This window comes from Mycobacterium sp. ST-F2 (assembly GCF_001905655.1).
GTDB lineage: Bacteria > Actinomycetota > Actinomycetes > Mycobacteriales > Mycobacteriaceae > Mycobacterium.
Genome location: NZ_JMHT01000008.1, coordinates 79,827 through 97,566, shown reverse-complemented (window position 1 = coordinate 97,566; position 17,740 = coordinate 79,827). Strand labels below are relative to the sequence as shown.

The following is a 17,740-nucleotide window of genomic DNA, read 5'->3' as shown; positions in this document are numbered from 1 at the left end:
CGGTGACCGCATAAAAGCCACCTCGACCGGGTTGATCACAGAACGGTAACGAACAGCCCCGGGAGGCGGCAACTTGGACTAATGATACAGTCCATAGCTTTTCGAAGCATTTTCCGAGGTCACCGCGGCGATTTCGGCCGCCGAAGAATCTCTGATTTCAGCCAGCGCGCGGACCGTGTACGGCAGGCAATACGACTCATTGGGCGCGCCGCGGAACGGGTGCGGCGTCAGGAACGGCGCGTCGGTTTCGACCAGCAGCAGCTCGGCCGGAATGAGCGCGGCGGCCTCCCGCAGCGCGTGCGCATTCCGGAAGCTGACGGTGCCGGAGAGGCTCATGAGCCAGCCGTGATCAGCACAGGTGCGCGCCATCGCGGCATCCGACGAGAAGCAGTGGAAGATGACGGTCTCCGGCGCGCCCTCGGCCCTGAGGACGTCGAGGACCTCGGCGTCTCCGTCCCGGTTGTGGATCATCAACGGCTTGCCGACGCGCTTGGCCAGGTCGATGTGCCAGGCGAAGGCCTCGCGCTGCGTCGCCTCGTCGGCGCAGCCGTCGAGCTTGCCCGGCCAGTACATGTCGATGCCGGTCTCCCCCACCGCGACCACGCGCGGGTCGGCGGCCAGGCTCTCCAGGGTGCGTCTGGCCGCGTCGTCGAGGGCGTCGGCGCGCGTCGGGTGCAGCGCGACGGCGGCGTAGACGCGCGGATCGGCATGGGCGGCACCCACGGCCCATTCGGCGGCCTCGAGGTCGTCGGCGATGGTCACGACCTTCTCGACGCCGACGGCCTCGGCCCGGTCCAGGATCACGCGGATGCTCTCGGCGTCGGTCGCGCCACAGGCGTCCAGGTGGGTGTGGGCGTCGATCAGGCCGGGCAGCGGTTCGGGGGCGGGCGGCTTCTCTCGTTTAGCGCTCACAGCGACACCTTAGAGTTGAAGCCAAATGAGCACCGACACTTCCCCCGGCGCGAGGACGCGCACCCCCGGGGACCCGTTCTACATCACCACCGCCATCGCGTACCCCAACGGCGCACCGCACATCGGGCACGCCTACGAGTACATCGCCACCGACGCGATCGCCCGGTTCAAGCGGCTCGACGGCTTCGACGTCCGCTACCTGACCGGCACCGACGTGCACGGCCAGAAGATGGCCGAGGCCGCGGCGGCCGAGGGCATCACGGCTGCGGAGCTGGCCACGCGCAACTCCGACGTGTTCCAGGCACTGCAGGAGAAGCTCAACATCTCCTTCGACCGGTTCATCCGGACCTCCGACGCCGACCACTACGAGGCGTCCAAGGAAATCTGGCGACGGATGAACGAGGCCGGGGACATCTACCTCGGCACGTACGCCGGCTGGTACTCCATCCGCGACGAACGCTTCTTCGCCGAGGACGAGACCGAGGTGCGCGATGGCGGCCGCTTCGCCATCGAGACCGGCACGCCCGTGACGTGGACCGAGGAGCAGACCTACTTCTTCAAGCTGTCGGCCTACACCGACCGGCTGCTGGCGCACTACGAAGCGCACCCCGAGTTCATCGGGCCCGACGTGCGGCGCAACGAGATCGTCAGCTTCGTCTCGGGCGGGCTGAAGGATCTGTCGATCTCGCGCACCACGTTCGACTGGGGCGTCCCGGTGCCCGACCACCCCGAGCACGTCATGTACGTGTGGGTGGACGCGTTGACGAATTACCTGACGGGCGTGGGTTTTCCGGACACGTCTGCCGAGGCGTTCGAGAAGTACTGGCCGGCGAACCTGCACATGATCGGCAAAGACATCATCCGGTTCCACAGTGTGTACTGGCCGGCGTTCCTGATGTCGGCCGGAATCGCCCTTCCGGAACGGGTTTTCGCGCACGGCTTCATCAACGTCAAGGGCGAGAAGATGAGCAAGTCGGTGGGCAACGTCGTGGACCCCATCGCGCTGATCGACGCGTTCGGCCTGGACCAGGTGCGCTACTTCTTCCTGCGTGAGGTGTCGTTCGGTCAGGACGGCAGCTACAGCGAGGAAGCCATCATCGGCCGCATCAACGCCGACCTGGCCAACGAACTGGGCAACCTGGCACAGCGCTCGCTGTCGATGGTGAACAAGAACCTCGGCGGAATCGTCCCGGAGCCAGGCGAATTCACCGCCGCCGACCTCGAATTGCTCAAGCAGGCCGACGCACTGCTCGAGCAGGTGCGGGCGCACTACGACGTGCCGGCGATGCATCTGGCCCTGGAGGCCATCTGGCAGATGTTGGGCGCCGCCAACCGCTATTTCTCGGCCGAAGAACCGTGGGTGCTGCGCAAGTCTCCCGCTGAGTCGGACCAGACCCGTTTCGGCACAGTGCTATACACGACGCTGGAGGCGGTCCGGATCGCCGCGCTACTGGTGCAGCCGGTGATGCCGGAGTCCGGGGGGAAGCTGCTCGACCTTCTTGGGCAGGACGCCTCGGCACGGGATTTCCGTGCCCTGGGTACCCGGCTGGCACCGGGGACGGTGCTGCCGACACCCGAAGGCGTATTTCCCCGCTATCAAGCGGAGACCAAGGAGTAACGAAAAGATATGGCGCAGGACGGCTTACACGAGCGGCTGCACGACGTCTACGAGGAAGTCACCCGCCGCAACGCCGGCGAGGTCGAATTCCACCAAGCCGTCTACGAGGTTCTGACGAGCCTGGGCCCGGTCGTCGACAAGCACCCCGAGTACTCCGACACCGCCATCATCCGACGGCTGTTCGAGCCGGAGCGGCAGATCATCTTCCGCGTGCCGTGGATCGACGACGCCGGCGCCGAGCAGATCAACCGTGGCTTCCGCGTCGAGTTCAACTCCGCGCTGGGTCCGTTCAAGGGCGGCCTGCGGTTCCACCCGTCGGTGTACCTGGGCATCGTGAAATTCCTTGGGTTCGAGCAGATTTTCAAGAACTCGCTGACCGGCCTGCCCATCGGCGGTGGCAAGGGCGGGTCGGACTTCGACCCCAAGGGCCGCTCCAAGAACGAAGTGATGCGGTTCTGCCAGTCGTTCATGACCGAGCTGTACCGGCACATCGGTGAGTACACCGACGTCCCCGCCGGCGATATCGGTGTCGGCGGCCGCGAGATCGGTTACCTGTTCGGCCAGTACAAGCGCATCACCAACCGCTACGAGTCCGGCGTCCTCACCGGCAAGGGTCTGACGTGGGGCGGCTCGCAGGTCCGCACCGAAGCCACGGGCTACGGCACGGTGTTCTTCGTCGACGAGATCCTGCACGCCTCGGGGCAGTCGTTCGACGGCAAGCGGGTGGTGGTGTCCGGGTCCGGCAACGTCGCGATCTACGCGATCGAGAAGGTGCACGCGCTCGGCGGCACCGTCGTCGGCTGTTCGGACTCCAGCGGCTACATCGTCGACGAGAAGGGCATCGACCTCGAGCTGCTGAAGGAGCTCAAGGAAGTGCGCCGCGGCCGCATCTCCGAATACGTCGAAATGCGCGGCGGCGCTGCGCAGTTCGTCGAGGACAGCTCGATCTGGCAGTTGCCGTGTGACATCGCGCTGCCCTGCGCCACACAGAACGAGCTGGACGGCGACGACGCGAAAGCGCTGATCGAGTCCGGCTGCCAGGTGGTCGCCGAGGGCGCCAACATGCCGTGCACCCCGGAGGCGGTGAAGATGTTCGCCGAGGCCAAGGTCGCCTTCGCGCCCGGCAAGGCCGCCAACGCCGGCGGCGTCGCCACCAGCGCGCTGGAGATGCAGCAGAACGCGTCGCGCGACTCCTGGACGTTCGACGAGACCGAGCAGCGCCTGGCCGAGATCATGGGCCGCATCCACGACCGCTGCCTGAGCACCGCCGACGAGTACGGCCAGCCGGGCAACTACGCGGCCGGGGCCAACATCGCCGGATTCATCCGGGTCGCCGACGCCATGTCGGCGCTCGGAGTGGTCTGACCTGGGCATTGACCCTGCGGTGACGGCGCTTGGCACTCGCACTTTTGCGCCCTGGCCGCAGGGTCAGCACGCCGAGTCGAGTGATCTGGGCCACATCCGCAGGTACGGTTGTCACACTTTCGGCTCCGCCGGTGTCTTGAGGGCATAACCAACCCGAAGGAGATGCAGTGATGACCGGAAACCAGAAGCCCCACCGCGTCGTCGTCATCGGCGGCGGCTACGCCGGCGCTCTGGCGGCCAATCGCGTCCGGATGCGCGACGATGTGGCCGTCACCCTGGTGAACCCGCGGCCCAAGTTCGTCGAGCGCATCCGCCTGCACCAGCACGCTGCCGGGAACTACAACGCCACCGTCGGCTATGACACGCTGCTCGGTGACGACGTGCGCCTGGTGGTCGACACCGCCACCCGCATCGACGCCGCGGGCCGCACCGTCGAGCTGGCGTCGGGCGACACCTTGGACTACGACTACTTGATCTACGCCGTCGGCAGCACCGGAACCGTCCCGGCGTCGGTGCCCGGTGCCGCTGAATTCGCCTATCCCCTGGCCGAATTCGAGCAGGCCGAGCGGCTGGCAGCCCGCCTGCAGGACGTGCCACTCTCCGCGCAGATGGTGGTCGTCGGCGCCGGCCTGACCGGCATCGAGGCCGCTTCCGAGTTCGCCGAGGCCGGTCGCAACGTCGTGCTGGTCGGCGACAAGCTGGGGCCGTCGCTCAGCGCTCCGGGCCGCCGGTCGGTCGCGAAGGCCCTGGCCAAACTGGGCGTGACGGTCGTCGAAGGTGACGTCAGCTCCGTCACCGCCAATCGGGTGACGCTGGCCGACGGGCGCTTCATCAGCAGCGCCGTGACGGTGTGGACCGCGGGCTTCGGCACCCCGGGCCTGGCGGCCGCCAGCGGGCTGCGCACCGACGCGCTGGGCCGCCTGCTGACCGACGAGACCCTGACCAGCATCGACGACCCGCGCATCGTCGCGACCGGCGACGCCGCGGCGCCGTCGGGGCAGCCGCTGCGGATGAGCTGCCAAGCCTCGAGCCCCCTCACCGTGACCGCCGTGGGCACCGTGCTGAGCCGCATCGCCGGCACCGAGCCCGCCACGCTGGACCCCGTGTTCGCCGGGTCGTGCATCAGCCTGGGCCGCCACACGGCAACCGTGCAGTTCGCCCGCAAGGACGATTCGTCGGTGAACTTCTACCTCGGCGGGCGCACCGCGGCAAAGCTGAAGGAAGCGATCTGCAAGGGCACGCTGTGGGGCATCCGGCGCGCGGCACGGAAGCCCAGCGCGATCTTCGTGATGACGGGCGGCAAGCGCGCCGAACAACTGGCGGAGGCAGTGGCCGTATGACCGGTGTGACCGGGGCAGCAGGGGGTGAACACGCCGAGCGGTTCACCCACCTGCGGCCGTTGCTCTTCACCATCGCCTACGAAATCCTGGGCTCCGCAACGGAATCCGACGACGTATTGCAGGACAGCTATCTGCGGTGGGCCGAGGTGGACCTCGACACCGTGCGGGACACCAAGTCGTACCTGGCGCAGTTGGTCACCCGGCAGGCGCTGAACGCGTTGCGGGCCGGCGCGCGGCGCCGGGAGGAGTACGTCGGCCCGTGGCTGCCCGAGCCGCTGCTGCTCGACGAGCGCGACGCCTCATCGGATGTCGTTCTCGCCGAATCGGTTTCGATGGCGATGCTCGTCGTCCTGGAAACGTTGGGCCCCGACGAACGCGCGGTGTTCGTGCTGCGCGAGGTCTTCGGGTTCGACTACGACGAAATCGCCGGGGCCGTAGGCAAATCCACCGCGGCAGTGCGGCAGGTCGCACACCGCGCCCGCGAACATGTGCAGGCCCGGCGCAAGCGGTTCACACCCGACACCGAAAAGTCCGCCGAGGTGACGACGCAGTTCCTGACGGCGGCCGCGACCGGTGATCTGGACGGCTTGATGACGCTGCTGGCGCCGAATGTCACCTGGACCGCGGACAGCGACGGCAAGGTCAGTGCGGCCCGGCGGCCGGTGTACGGGCCGGACCGGGTCGGGCGACTGCTGCTCGGGCTCATGCGCGGCGCGGCGGGCTACCCCGAGGCCCGGATCGACCTCGCGACGTACAACAGCGCCCCGGCACTGGTGCTCTACCTCGGCGAGAAGCTCGAGGGCGTCATCCTGATCGAGATCGAGGACGGCAAGATCAGCCACTTCTACGCCGTGCGCAACCCCGAGAAGCTCGGTGGAGTGCTGGTCGAGCGGGAGATCCGGCGGACCGTCTGACAAGCTGTGGGGCGTGCGAGTCGAGCGGTTGGCCGACCTGGGCGACGCCCCGGGAGTCTTGAAGGCTGTCGCCGACGCCGCCGCCGGCCGCGGCCTGCCACCGCCGGCCGCGCTGCTGGGCGACTGGTTCGGGTCGACGGCCGTCATCGCGCCGAGCGTCGCCATCGAACCCGTCGCCGCCTCCGATGTTTTCGACGTGTCGCCGGGTGCCGACGAAGTGATCGGCGGCGGCTGGTTCGGATACCTGTCGTACCCGGACGGGGGCAACCGGATCCCGGCGGCGGCGGGGGGCTGGTCGGACTGCGTGCTCCGACAGGACGCGGCCGGCGCATGGTGGTACGAAAGCCTTTCCGGGGCACCACTTCCCGGCTGGCTGGCCGAGCTGGAACCGGCCGCACCCGCGCCGTATGCCATCGACTGGTGTGCGCCCGACCGCTCCAGCCACCGCGCCGGGGTGCTGTCCTGTCTGGAGGCGATCGCCGCCGGCGAGGTGTACCAGGCCTGCGTCTGCACCCGCTTCACCGGACGGATATCCGGTGCGCCCGTTGACTTTTTCGTCGACGCGGTGGCGCGGACCGCGCCGGCCCGGGCCGCGTTCGTCGCGGGCTCCTGGGGTGCGGTGGCGTCCCTGTCCCCCGAACTCTTCCTGAGCCGCCGCGGCGAGATCGTCACCTCAAGCCCCATCAAAGGCACTCTCCCCCTTGACCATCCGCCGTCGGAGTTGGCCTCGTCGGTCAAGGATGTCGCGGAGAACATCATGATCGTCGACCTGGTCCGCAATGATCTGAGCCGCGTCGCGAACGTCGGCTCGGTCCGGGTGCCGCAACTCCTGGCCGTCGAACCCGCCCCGGGCGTCTGGCACCTGGTGTCGACGGTGTCGGCGCAGGTTCCTACCGACACGCCGATGACGGCAGTCCTGGATGCCACCTTCCCGCCGGCGTCGGTGACCGGCACGCCGAAGTGCCGCGCCCGCGAACTGCTCTCCGAGTGGGAACCATACGACCGCGGAATCTATTGTGGCACTGTCGGCTTGGCTTCGCCCGCGGCCGGTACCGAACTGAACGTCGCGATCCGCACCGTCGAATTCGACGCCGACGGCGCCGCGGTGCTCGGGGTGGGCGGCGGCATCACCGCCGACTCCGACCCCGACCGCGAGTGGGAAGAGTGCCTCCACAAGGCCGCCCCGACCGTTGGCCTCTCGCACTCACGAGCCGGGGGAAAAACTGTCAGTCGCGGGATTTGAGGACCGCGTGGTAGAGCTCGCGCCGGGACGGCGCGCCGGGGTTGTCGGCGATCACCTGGGCGCAGGCGTCTTTGACGCGGGCGCCGTCGTCGACCAATTCCTGAACGAGTGCAACCAACGCGTCGATGTCCGCCACCGGTGTCGCACCGGCCAGCACCACGGTGATCTCGCCGAGCACGCCTTCGGCAGCCCACTCGGCCAATTCCGCGAGCGTGCCCCGACGAATCTCCTCATGGGTCTTGGTCAGCTCACGACACACCACAGCGCGCCGGTCCGGTCCCAGCGCGGACACCGCGTCGGCCAAGCACTCGGCCAGCCGGCGCGGTGACTCGAAGAACACACACGTCCGTCGCTCCGTCGCGAACCCGGCCAGCCAGGCCCGCCGGCCCTTGCGCGGCGCGAAGCCTTCGAAGCAGAACCGGTCCGACGCCAACCCGGACACCGCCAGCGCCGTCGTCACCGCCGACGGGCCCGGCAGGCAGCTGACCACCAGGCCGGCTTCGGCGCACGCCGCCACCAACCGGTATCCCGGGTCGCTGATCAGCGGCATGCCGGCGTCGCTGACCACCAGCACCGTCTCCCCCGCGGCGACGGACTCGACCAGCCCGGCCACCCGGGACGCCTCGTTCTGGTCGAAGAAACTGACGATGCGCCCAACGGGCCGGACGTCCAGCAACGCGGCCAGTGCCCGCACCCGTCGGGTGTCCTCGGCGGCGATCACATCGGCACTGCCGAGCGCCTCGATCAGGCGGGCCGACGCGTCGCCGGGCCGGCCCAGCGGAGTGGCCGCGAGCAGCAGCCGACCAGCGTCAGCAGGCGGACCAGAAACTGATGTCACCGGGACAGCCTACGATCGCTGACGTGACCGCCCCCGCTCTCGACGCCTCCGACGCCGAGCGCGAGGTCCCCGTGATCAGTCCGGCGCCGCTGACGCCTGCCGCCGATTTCGGCCCGACCGATCGGCTGCGCGGCTGGACCATGACCGCGGTGATCACCGCGCTGGCCGTCATCACCCGGTTCCTGAACCTGGGCTCCCCGACCGATGCCGGCACGCCGATCTTCGACGAGAAGCACTACGCGCCGCAGGCCTGGCAGGTGCTGCACAACAACGGCGTCGAGGACAACCCCGGCTACGGCCTGGTGGTGCATCCCCCGGTCGCCAAACAACTGATGGCCATCGGCGAGTGGATCTTCGGCTACAACGGCGTCGGCTGGCGGTTCTCCGGCGCGGTGTGCGGCGTCATCCTGGTGCTGTTGGTGGCGCGGATCGTGCGGCGCATGACGCGCTCGACACTGTTGGGCGGCATCGCCGGGCTGCTGATCATCGCCGACGGCGTCAGCTTCGTCTCGGCGCGCACGGCGCTGCTGGACGTCTACCAGACGGTGTTCATCGTGGCGGCGTTCGGCGCGCTCATCGTCGACCGCGACCAGGTGCGCGCCCGCATGCACGTCGCGATGACCGAAGGTCGCATCGCCGACACGGTGTGGGGCCCGCGCCTCGGCGTGCGGTGGTGGCGCTTCGGTGCCGGCGTGCTGCTGGGGCTTGCGCTGGCGGTGAAGTGGTCGGGCCTCTATTACATGGTGTTCTTCGGCCTGCTCACCGTTGCCTTCGACGTCGCAGCCCGGCGCGCGTACCGAGTGCGGCGGCCCTGGCTGGGCACGTTGCGCCGCGACGTCCTGCCGGGGATGTGGGCGCTGACGCTCATCCCGGTCGGTGTCTATCTGGCGTCGTACGCGCCATGGTTCGCGTCCGAGACCGCGATCGACCGGCACATGGAAGGCCGGAACATCGGCGACGGCGCCTTCTCCGCGCTGCGTTCACTCTGGTACTACACGCACGACGTCTACAGGTTCCACTCCGGGCTGACCAACGCCGCGGGCAATCACCATCCGTGGGAGTCGAAGCCGTGGACGTGGCCCATGTCGCTGCGGCCCGTCCTGTACGCCATCGACAACAACAACGTGCCGGGCTGCGGCGCACAGTCGTGCGTGAAAGCCGTGATGCTCGCGGGTACACCGGCCATGTGGTTCATCGCGGTGCCGGTGCTGGCCTGGGCCGTGTGGCGGACGTTCATCAAACGCGACTGGCGCTACGCCGCCGCGCTCACCGGCTACGCCGCGGGGTACCTGCCGTGGTTCGCCGACATCGACCGGCAGATGTACTTCTTCTACGCGACGCCCATGGCGCCGTTCCTCATCATCCTGATCACGCTGATCCTCGGCGACATCCTGTATCCCAGGTCGACGGAACCGGAACGACGAACGCTCGGTCTGCTCGTCGTGTGTTTCTACGTTGCGCTGGTGATCACCAACTTCGCGTGGATGTACCCGATTCTCACCGGGCTGCCGATCTCGCCCAACACTTGGAACATGGAGATCGTCCTGCCCTCCTGGCGTTGAGCCTGCGTCTACAGCGCAAGAGTGCGCGTGGCGAAGGCCGCCCGCGCGGAGTCAACGGACAGGTTCCGGCAGATCGAACGCCTGTGCGATAAGATCGTCGGGTGTCCTTGGCGGTTCAGGGGTCGCTGTTCGACCATGCCGAACGGCGGTGGCTCGACGACGGCGCCTGGGTCGACGTCCGGGCCGGCTGGCTGACGGGCGCCGACAGCCTTTTCGACGAGCTGCTGACCGCGATTCCGTGGCGTGCCGAGCAGCGCCAGATGTACGACAAGGTGCTCGATGTCCCGCGCCTGGTCAGCTTCCACGACCTGGCGCGGGAACGCGCACCGCATCCCGGTCTGGCGCGGCTGCGGGTCCGACTCAACGACGCCTACGCCCATGAACTGGGCGAGCCGTTCACCAGCGTGGGCCTGTGCCTCTACCGCGACGGCTCCGACAGCGTGGCGTGGCACGGCGACACCATCGGCCGCAGCAGCACCGAGGACACCATGGTCGCAGTGCTGAGCCTCGGGGCGACAAGGGTTTTCGCCCTGCGTCCACGCACTGCGGGCGCCGACGGCAGGCGCACCAGCGTCCGGCTGCCCCAAGTCCACGGCGACCTGCTGGTGATGGGCGGTTCCTGCCAGCGCACCTGGGAGCACGCGGTGCCCAAGACCGCCCGCCCCACCGGACCGCGCATCAGCATCCAGTTCCGGCCGCGCGACGTGCGCTAACCCGTGATTTGTGCACGATTTTCCGCGCCACCCGCGGAAAATCGTGCACAAGTCACTGGGCGGTGCCGCGTACTGTCGCGACCGACTTGGTCAGCAGCTCCGTCGCCTTCTGTGTATTCACCGGCGCGACAGGCTTGTTCGGCTCGACGAGAGAATTGGCGGTCACGATCACGAGGAACCTGCCGAAACCGGCGACGTAGTTGTAGAGCTGGCCGGTGGCGGGCTTGCCACCCGCCACTGTCTCGATGAAACGGTGGGTGCCCAGGGTCTTCACCCCGTCGATGGCCGGGGCCGGCACCTCCTCGACCAACCCGCGCACACCCGTACCAGAGAAGGCGACCTTCTTGCAGGCATCGCCCGGGTCGGCCGGAGCGATCGGTTCGGACGTCTCCACCGCCAGGATGACGAACCGGTTGCCCTGCCCTTCGGCCGTGACGGCGGTCATGTTGCCCTTGGCGCCGGGCGCGACGGCCGTGCCCGAGGCGAACTTCGCGCAGTCCGGCGGCTCGAATTTCAGGCCCGGGGGCAGCGTCTGCGGGGCGAACGCGCGCGGGTCGATGCCCGTCGGCGCCACCGTCTTGACCTGGTAGTCCGGCCCGAAAGTGCCCTTCAGATCAAGGATTTTCGTGATGTCCGGGTCCGCGACCACCTGGGCGTGGGACGTGCATGCCGCCACCAGACCGGCGGAGACCACTGCGATCACCGTTCTGCGCATTGTGGCGAATCTACCGGGCCGACCCGTCTGTCGCCGGGATGCCCCGCACCGACCGCACGGCCGCGTCCAACAACGTCGCCGGGAGATCCGCCGGTAGCGGCGGCACGACGGCCCCCGGGTCGGTCACCATGGTCACCGAAACCGCCAGTGCATCGACATACGCGATCAGAGTCGTTGCCTGCGTATGGGTTTGCGCGCCGTTCTCGACGCTGGTGGTGATGTGAGCCGTCATCCCCAGCGTCCGGGCGCCGGCGATCTGAGGCGCATCGGTGCGGTCGACGGCCGCCCGGGCCCTGGCGGTGCTGAGCGTCCAGGTATCGCAACCGCCGGCGAGCGCGGGCGCCGCCGGCGCCGCGGTCGCGTACACGATGCCGCCCGGCCCTGACGCCGACCAGCCACGGGCGCCGTCAGCGGGCGCGGCCACCAGCGCGCCGCAGTCCGGCGGGTCCGCCGTCGATCCGGATGACATGCCCCAGAGGGTCGTCGGCGCGGCCGGCGTGGGCAATGCCCCGAATTCATAGCCCTGCAGCTCCTTGGGCAGTTGTCGGCGCATCCGGCCGATCGCGGCCGGATCGGTGGCTTTCGCGGCGGTCGTCGTGGCAGGCCGCTCGGGCGCGGCCGGCGAACCGCACGCAGCGCACAGCAGAACCGCCACCGACCACGCCACTGCGCGCATTTGCTGTTGATAGCACGGCAGACGCGCCGACCCCCGACAATGCCCGCCGCCACGCCGAAGCGTGTTTTGCTCGGGGTGGCATAGCGCGAAAGCTTGCCTCTCCGGCCGCGTCCGCCCCGTAGTCTGCAACCGAACGACAGGAGACGGAAATGTTGCCGATGAGGGTTGCCGGCGTTGCGCTGGCCGTGACAGTGACCGCGCTGGGAGCGAGTGCGTGCAACTCGGACTCGAAACCCGCTCCTTCGTCGTCCTCGTCGAGCAGTGCCACGAGCACCAGTGCCGCAGCGGCACCGTCGTCTTCGGCGCCGGGCGCACCGGCCGCACCGGCCGCGCCGAAGAAGACCATCCGGGACTACCTGCACGAGAAGAACATCACCGAGCAGCAGCTGCATCCCGGTGACCCGGGGGCGCCGACGCTGACCATGCCGCTCCCGCAGGGCTGGGTGGACGCCGGCCCGCTGACCCCGAAATGGGCTTGGAGCGCAAGCAAATTCGATGACCCGGCGGTGAAGGCCGACCCACCGACCATCATTGTGCTGATCTCGAAGTTGCCTGGCGGCAATGCGGACGAGGTGCTGCAGTACGCACCGGGCGAGCTGCAGAACCTGCACAATTGGCAGGACGCCGGCACCAACTGCGACGCCAAGCTCGCCGGCTACAAGGCATGTCAGGTCGGCGGCATGTACACGCAAGACGGCAAGGACCGGCTGATGGCCCAGAAGACGGCAGCCATCCCGGTCAAGGACGGCGTGATCGTCCTGCAGATCAACGCCAACGGCACCCGGGAGACCATCGGGCCGCTGATGGATGCCACGTCGGCGATCGACAAGTCACTGGCGATCACCACACCCTGAGTTTCAGGCGCGGGAGAACGCCGACGCCGCGGCCACCTGCTCGGCAGTCGGCCGCACGCCGGTATACCGCTCGAACTGTTCGGCGGCCTGCAGCGCGATGACCTCCGCACCGGTGATCACCGGAACCCCGGCAGCACGCGCCGCGCGCACCAGCGGGGTCTCCGACGGCAGGGCCACCACGTCGAACGCCGTGCGCGCCTTGGCAATAACCTCGGGTTCGAAGGACAGGTCGTCGGCTTCGGCGCCACCCGCCATCCCGATCGGGGTGACGTTGACGACGATGTCGGCGCCGCCTGACGCGTCGGCCGCGTAGCGGTAGCCGAGCCGGTCGGCCAGCCGGCCGCCCGTCTCCTGGTTGCGGGCCACGATGGTGCCGGACTGAAATCCCTTGTCCCGGAACGCCGCTGCGACGGCGCTGGCCATCCCGCCGCTGCCGCGAATGAGCAGTGATGAGCCCGGGTCCAGGCCGTGCTCGTCGATGAGCCGGGCGATCGCGAGGTAGTCGGTGTTGCACGCGGTGAGCCGGCCCCCGTCGTTGACGATGGTGTTCACCGAATTGATCACGCGCGCAGACTCTTCCAGCTCATCGACCAGCGCGATGACGTCTTCTTTGAACGGCATGGACACCGAACAGCCGCGAATGCCCAGGGCCCGGACCCCGCCGATCGCCGCGACGATGTCCGTCGTGGTGAAAGCCTTGTAGATGAAATCCAGGCTGAGCTCGTTGTAGAGGTAGTTGTGGAAGCGGGTGCCGATGTTGCTCGGCCGGGCAGCCAGCGAGATGCACACCGCAGTGTCCTTGTTCAGCAGCGGACGCCCGGAGTACAACGATTCCGTCATCAGCCGACCGCCTTGATCACATGCTGCGCCAGGGTGTAGATGTCGCGATACTGCTTGTGCGACAACGCCAATTGGTCGGGCGCCGGGACGTCGAACTCGGTGACGATCATGTTGCGGTCATCCCGCTCCCAGGTCGCACCGTAGTGTTCGAGAATCTTGCGCATCGGAAAGTTGTCGGACAGCACCCGTGCCGCGAACCGCTCGATGCCTGAGCCCCGAGCGGCCGGCACCAGCGCATCCATGAGGAAAGTCCCGATGCCTTTGCCCTGATAGTCGTCGCCGACCATGAAGGCCACTTCGGCGACGGTCGGATTCTCGTGCAGCCGAACGAATCTCGCGTCGGCGACCATCGGCCCGTCGGGTCCGTCCACACCGTCGGTCAGCACCCAGACGAAATGGTCCACATAGTCGACCTCGAACAGGTAGGCCATCAGTGCCGGGCTGGGCTGGTAAGCGGTCTGGAATCGGCGGTACATGGTCTCGGTCGAGAACTCGACGGGCCCCTGGCGCACGCGCGGGTTATCGCCCGGCAGCACGGGCCGCAGGTACATCTGGCTACCGTCGCTCAGCTTCACCGGAAGCGGCGTGATGAACTCCGCGAGCCGCTGGCGTGCCGTACGCACGAGGCGTTCGGCCATACAGGGCACGTCGAGCATGGCCGTCAGTGCGTCATGCCCGCCGGTCCAGCCGGCCAGCGGTTCTGTGACCACCACCGTGGCGTTGCGGGTACCACCCCGCAGCAGCGCGATCTCACCGACGATCAGGCCCGGGCCGATGTTGTGGACGATGAGTTCGCCGTCGGGCGCGGCATGCGTCACCCGGACACTGCCGGAGCTGATCAGAATGAACGACGACGCGACTTCGCCCTGCGTCATCAGCACCTTGCCGGGTTCGGCTGTCAGCGGGCGCAGAAGGGGCGCGAGCCGGTCGAGATCCGCTCGGTGGCAACTGGCGAAGAACCCCAGCGAAGCCAGCTCATCCGTCGTCGATTCCGGCACGGTGCAAACGTTACCGGCGGACGGGACGCCGTGTGGTGCCGTTGGGACGCCCCTTATTGAAAACAGTTTTCGACAAGCCTGCTTGCGTCGGGTATCGTCGGCCACGCCTTAATGACAATGATTTTCACCTGGTTGACGGAGGTACCCATGAAAACCGGCATTCACCCCGACTACCACCATGTCGTCTTCCAGGACGCCACGACCGGACGGACATTCCTGACCCGCTCCACCGCCACGAGCTCGCGAACCATCGAGTGGCGGACCGCCGACGGGATTCACACCTACCCCCTCATCGTCGTCGACATCACGTCGGACTCACACCCGGTGTGGACCGGCAAGCGGCAAATCCTGGACACCGCCGGACGCGTCGAGAAGTTCAATCGCAAGTACGGCCGATGACATTGCCGCGGGTATCCCCTTGCCCCGTTGAGATATTCGCCTCTCCACCAAGGACCACCCGACACCGCCCGCGCCCCGGGGCCCACAGCCGGGGCGCGGCCACGACCGCGGCCTGGGACTGGCAGTTGCACGCCAGTTGCCGCGGCCTGCCGGCCGAGGTGTTCTACACCGGCGACGACGACCGCGGTGCCCGGCGGGCCGCCCACGAAGAACACGCCAAGCAGATCTGCCACCGCTGCCCGGTGCAACGCGATTGCCTCGGTCATGCCCTGGAGGCCGAGGAGCCCTACGGTATCTGGGGTGCGACGACACCGAAGGAACGAGCCGCGCTGCGGGGGTCGCCGATTCGGCCGTAGTTCAACCCCGCGCGCCGTATCGTCGACGCGTGATCCCCCCGGTTGATCGCGTGCGCTCGCGATGGATCCTCGCGGCGGTCTCCACGGCGCTGTTCTGTGTGCAACTCGACTACTTCGCCATGAATCTGGCGCTGCCCCGCATGGCCGCCGACTTGGGCTCTACGACAACCGATCTGCAGTGGGTCGTCAGCATCTACATGCTGACCCTCGGCGCCTTCATGGTCCCGGCCGGCCGCATCGGTGACATCTTCGGCCGTCGCCGCGCGCTGCTCGGCGGTATCGCCCTGTTCGGCATCGCCTCGGTGGGCTGCGCACTGGCACCCACGGCCGCCGTGATCATCGGGTTCCGGGCGTTGCAGGGTATCGGCGCCGCCTTCATCTTTCCGGTCTCGGTCAGCGCCCTCACCAATGCTTTCTCCTCGGAAAAGTCCAGTCAGGCAATCGGATTGGCCTACGGCATCGCCGGGCTGGGCAACGCGGCCGGGCCATTGGTGGGCGGCCTGCTGACCGAGACCCCGGGGTGGCGCGCGATCTTCTTGCTGCTCGTTCCGCTGTCGGCCGTCGCGCTGCTCATCGGAGCCATGACCATTCCAGAGAGCTCCGACGCGACCGCAGACCGCCGGCTCGATATCGGCGGCCTGGCCCTCATCACCACGGGCATCGGGCTTTTCACGGTCACCTTCGACCGGGCCCCGACGTGGGGATGGCTGTCACCCCAGACGGTGACGGCGTTCGTCGTCGCGGTGGTGGTGCTGGCGGGATTCGTCGTCGTGGAACAACGGGTGCGCTCACCGCTGGTGAACCTGGCGCTGCTGCGGAACCCGACCTTCACCATCCTGGTCGTCGCGGGCACCATCGCCAACGTCGCCTACACCGTGACAGTGTTCCTGTCGACGCTGAACCTGCAGCTGGTACGCGGCCTCAGTCCACTGACCGCCGGCATCGCGTTCCTCGGCCCCTCGGCCGGCGCCGCACTCGGCGGCGTGCTGTCGGGCCGCATCGGCGCCCGGTTCCCACCGGTACTCGTCATGGGTACCGGGTGCGCCGCGGCGGCGGTATCGCTTGCCGGGCTTGCTGTTTCGCGGCATTGGGCGCCGTACCTGGTGGCATTGACGGTCTGCGGATTCACCATGGGCCTGGTGTACGCCTTCACCACGGTCGCCACGCAGACAGTCGTCGCACCCGAGCGCGCGGGCGAGGCAGCGGGCGTCACCCTCACGGCGCTGGTGACCCTCGCGGGCGTCGGTGTCGCAGTCTCCGGAACCGTGCTGGAAGTGCTTCAGCACCACCACGTCACGACGGCAGAGGGCATCGAACGCATCCTGCTGGTAATCGCGGCGCTGCTGCTGCCGGCCGGGCTGGCGGTGCTCCGGAAGGCCCGCTTGCGAACTTCACAGGGAATTATTAGCTTAGCTAGCAAAATCGTCGGTACCTTGGTGACAACGCCACGACACCGAGGGAGCACCGATGGGATTCGGACCGCCACAGGGCCGGCCGACTGTCACCGACGACGAAATCGCCGCCATCATGGATCCGCCGCAACGGGTCCGCGCACTGCGAAACATGCTGGGCGCCACCGGCGATGCGCTCGAACCGTTGATCGACCTGTATCGGCCGTACGTCACCGGGCTGGACCGACTGCCCCGCGACGGCCGATTTCTGTTGGTGGGCAATCACACCGCATTCGGCTTCGCCGAGATTCTGCTGATGCCGTACTACACCCGGCGCGAGCTCGGCGTGCAGGTGCGCCCGCTTGCCGAGCGGGGCCTGGCACAGGCCAAGGGGTTCGGCGGCGATCTCGTCGCCGCGTACGGCGGCGTCGTCGGCCATCCCGACACCGCGCGAGAACTCATGCGGCACAACGAGACCGTGCTGGTGTTCCCCGGCGGCGGGCGCGAGATGCCCAAGTTCAAGGGCGAGGAGTACCAGTTGAAATGGGACGGGCGAAGCGGTTTCGCCCGCGTGGCCATCGAAAGCGGCTACCCGATCGTGCCCGTCGGCCTGGTCGGCAGTGACGACGTCTACGAACCTCTCGTCGAGCGCGACAGCACGCTGGGCGGGCTCAGCCAGTCCATCGGCGCGCGGTTCGGCGGGCGGACCGACATGGCGATGCCGCTGGTCCGCGGCATCGGGCCGACGCTGATCCCCCGCCCGCAGCGCATGTACCTGGAGTTCGGCGAGCCGATCAGCACGACGGCGCCCACCGGCCGGACCAACCACGCGCGCTGGGTGGAGACGGTCAAGACCACGACTCAGCAAGCGCTGGAACAGATCCTGGCCGGCCTACTGGAGGTCCGGGCCGGCGATCCGTACCGGAACCTGAATCCGCTGGCGTGGTCGCGGGCGGCCCAGCCGCCGGAGGCCGTCGTCCGCGCGGGTTGACCTTCGCGGCGGTCG

At 68.3% G+C, this 17,740-nt stretch carries 17 protein-coding genes and 1 pseudogene; 12 read left to right on the top strand and 6 right to left on the bottom strand.

All coding sequences use genetic code 11. The annotated features are described in order from the left end of the window. Positions 1-78: 78 nt before the first annotated feature. Positions 79-912 (bottom strand): TatD family hydrolase, encoded by an 834-nt coding sequence (locus EB75_RS05005; protein ID WP_073694374.1) that lies wholly within the window; start codon positions 910-912, stop codon positions 79-81. Positions 913-937: 25 nt separating this feature from the next. Between EB75_RS05005 and metG the strand changes: the two genes are divergently transcribed. The 5 genes from metG (at position 938) to EB75_RS04980 (ending at position 7,392) form a co-directional block, all read left to right on the top strand. Next, on the top strand, positions 938-2,530 hold the full coding sequence (metG, locus tag EB75_RS05000) for a methionine--tRNA ligase (RefSeq protein WP_073694373.1): 1,593 nt from the start codon (positions 938-940) through the stop codon (positions 2,528-2,530). A 9-nt stretch (positions 2,531-2,539) separates the two neighbouring features. Continuing rightward, positions 2,540-3,895 (top strand): NADP-specific glutamate dehydrogenase, encoded by a 1,356-nt coding sequence (gene gdhA / locus EB75_RS04995; RefSeq protein WP_073694372.1) that lies wholly within the window; start codon positions 2,540-2,542, stop codon positions 3,893-3,895. A 170-nt stretch (positions 3,896-4,065) separates the two neighbouring features. Next, positions 4,066-5,235, top strand: a complete 1,170-nt coding sequence (locus EB75_RS04990) for an NAD(P)/FAD-dependent oxidoreductase (protein WP_073694371.1) — start codon at positions 4,066-4,068, stop codon at positions 5,233-5,235. Further along, complete coding sequence (locus tag EB75_RS04985) at positions 5,232-6,149, top strand: RNA polymerase sigma-70 factor (protein ID WP_142239425.1); 918 nt, start codon at positions 5,232-5,234, stop codon at positions 6,147-6,149. Before EB75_RS04990 ends, EB75_RS04985 begins: the two co-directional genes overlap by 4 nt. 13 nt (positions 6,150-6,162) lie before the next feature. After that, positions 6,163-7,392: an aminodeoxychorismate synthase component I gene (locus tag EB75_RS04980; RefSeq protein ID WP_073694370.1), complete on the top strand. Its 1,230-nt coding sequence runs from the start codon at positions 6,163-6,165 to the stop codon at positions 7,390-7,392. Here the strand turns inward: EB75_RS04980 and rsmI are convergent. Further along, positions 7,376-8,230: a 16S rRNA (cytidine(1402)-2'-O)-methyltransferase gene (rsmI, locus tag EB75_RS04975; RefSeq protein WP_073694369.1), complete on the bottom strand. Its 855-nt coding sequence runs from the start codon at positions 8,228-8,230 to the stop codon at positions 7,376-7,378. The two genes, EB75_RS04980 and rsmI, sit on opposite strands and share 17 nt — an antisense overlap. Positions 8,231-8,253: 23 nt before the next feature. Between rsmI and EB75_RS04970 the strand changes: the two genes are divergently transcribed. Then, entirely contained in the window at positions 8,254-9,792 is a 1,539-nt protein-coding gene (locus EB75_RS04970) for a dolichyl-phosphate-mannose--protein mannosyltransferase (RefSeq protein ID WP_073694368.1), read from the top strand. Positions 9,793-9,893: 101 nt separating this feature from the next. Beyond that, on the top strand, positions 9,894-10,505 hold the full coding sequence (locus tag EB75_RS04965) for an alpha-ketoglutarate-dependent dioxygenase AlkB (RefSeq protein ID WP_073694367.1): 612 nt from the start codon (positions 9,894-9,896) through the stop codon (positions 10,503-10,505). Between the two features lie 52 nt (positions 10,506-10,557). Here EB75_RS04965 and EB75_RS04960 read toward each other — a convergent pair whose 3' ends face one another. Continuing rightward, positions 10,558-11,220, bottom strand: coding sequence for a DUF5642 family protein (locus EB75_RS04960; protein WP_073694366.1), 663 nt, complete (start codon positions 11,218-11,220; stop codon positions 10,558-10,560). Between the two features lie 10 nt (positions 11,221-11,230). Beyond that, positions 11,231-11,896 carry a DUF5642 family protein gene (locus tag EB75_RS04955; RefSeq protein WP_073694365.1) on the bottom strand — a complete coding sequence of 222 codons (666 nt, stop codon included), beginning with the start codon at positions 11,894-11,896 and terminating at the stop codon, positions 11,231-11,233. Between the two features lie 149 nt (positions 11,897-12,045). Between EB75_RS04955 and EB75_RS04950 the strand changes: the two genes are divergently transcribed. After that, entirely contained in the window at positions 12,046-12,750 is a 705-nt protein-coding gene (locus EB75_RS04950) for an LpqN/LpqT family lipoprotein (protein ID WP_073694364.1), read from the top strand. A gap of 3 nt (positions 12,751-12,753) precedes the next feature. Here EB75_RS04950 and EB75_RS04945 read toward each other — a convergent pair whose 3' ends face one another. Both EB75_RS04945 and pat read right to left on the bottom strand, forming a co-directional pair. Continuing rightward, complete coding sequence (locus EB75_RS04945; protein WP_073694363.1) at positions 12,754-13,590, bottom strand: shikimate 5-dehydrogenase; 837 nt, start codon at positions 13,588-13,590, stop codon at positions 12,754-12,756. Then, positions 13,590-14,588, bottom strand: a complete 999-nt coding sequence (gene pat / locus EB75_RS04940) for an acetyltransferase Pat (RefSeq protein ID WP_073694362.1) — start codon at positions 14,586-14,588, stop codon at positions 13,590-13,592. Before pat ends, EB75_RS04945 begins: the two co-directional genes overlap by 1 nt. A gap of 147 nt (positions 14,589-14,735) precedes the next feature. On the opposite strand from pat, the gene EB75_RS04935 reads away from it, so the two are divergent. The 4 genes and pseudogenes from EB75_RS04935 (at position 14,736) to EB75_RS04920 (ending at position 17,725) form a co-directional block, all read left to right on the top strand. Continuing rightward, on the top strand, positions 14,736-14,987 hold the full coding sequence (locus EB75_RS04935; RefSeq protein WP_073694427.1) for a type B 50S ribosomal protein L31: 252 nt from the start codon (positions 14,736-14,738) through the stop codon (positions 14,985-14,987). Between the two features lie 125 nt (positions 14,988-15,112). After that, a complete protein-coding gene (locus tag EB75_RS29565; protein ID WP_073694361.1) occupies positions 15,113-15,343 on the top strand; it encodes a WhiB family transcriptional regulator in 231 nt (76 codons plus the stop codon). A 119-nt stretch (positions 15,344-15,462) separates the two neighbouring features. Then, positions 15,463-16,509 (top strand): annotated as a pseudogene (locus EB75_RS04925) (MFS transporter); the annotation flags it as partial. Positions 16,510-16,810: 301 nt separating this feature from the next. Continuing rightward, entirely contained in the window at positions 16,811-17,725 is a 915-nt protein-coding gene (locus tag EB75_RS04920) for a lysophospholipid acyltransferase family protein (protein ID WP_073694360.1), read from the top strand. Positions 17,726-17,740: the final 15 nt, after the last annotated feature.

Excerpts from the sequence above, each read along its gene's own strand:
- metG (WP_073694373.1), top strand. The coding sequence starts at position 938 with ATGAGCACCGACACTTCCCCCGGCGCGAGGACGCGCACCCCCGGGGAC.
- gdhA (WP_073694372.1), top strand. The coding sequence starts at position 2,540 with ATGGCGCAGGACGGCTTACACGAGCGGCTGCACGACGTCTACGAGGAA.
- EB75_RS04990 (WP_073694371.1), top strand. The coding sequence starts at position 4,066 with ATGACCGGAAACCAGAAGCCCCACCGCGTCGTCGTCATCGGCGGCGGC.
- EB75_RS04985 (WP_142239425.1), top strand. The coding sequence starts at position 5,232 with ATGACCGGTGTGACCGGGGCAGCAGGGGGTGAACACGCCGAGCGGTTC.
- EB75_RS04960 (WP_073694366.1), bottom strand. The coding sequence starts at position 11,220 with ATGCGCAGAACGGTGATCGCAGTGGTCTCCGCCGGTCTGGTGGCGGCA.
- EB75_RS04955 (WP_073694365.1), bottom strand. The coding sequence starts at position 11,896 with ATGCGCGCAGTGGCGTGGTCGGTGGCGGTTCTGCTGTGCGCTGCGTGC.
- EB75_RS04950 (WP_073694364.1), top strand. The coding sequence starts at position 12,046 with ATGTTGCCGATGAGGGTTGCCGGCGTTGCGCTGGCCGTGACAGTGACC.
- EB75_RS04945 (WP_073694363.1), bottom strand. The coding sequence starts at position 13,590 with ATGACGGAATCGTTGTACTCCGGGCGTCCGCTGCTGAACAAGGACACT.
- EB75_RS04935 (WP_073694427.1), top strand. The coding sequence starts at position 14,736 with ATGAAAACCGGCATTCACCCCGACTACCACCATGTCGTCTTCCAGGAC.
- EB75_RS04920 (WP_073694360.1), top strand. The coding sequence starts at position 16,811 with ATGGGATTCGGACCGCCACAGGGCCGGCCGACTGTCACCGACGACGAA.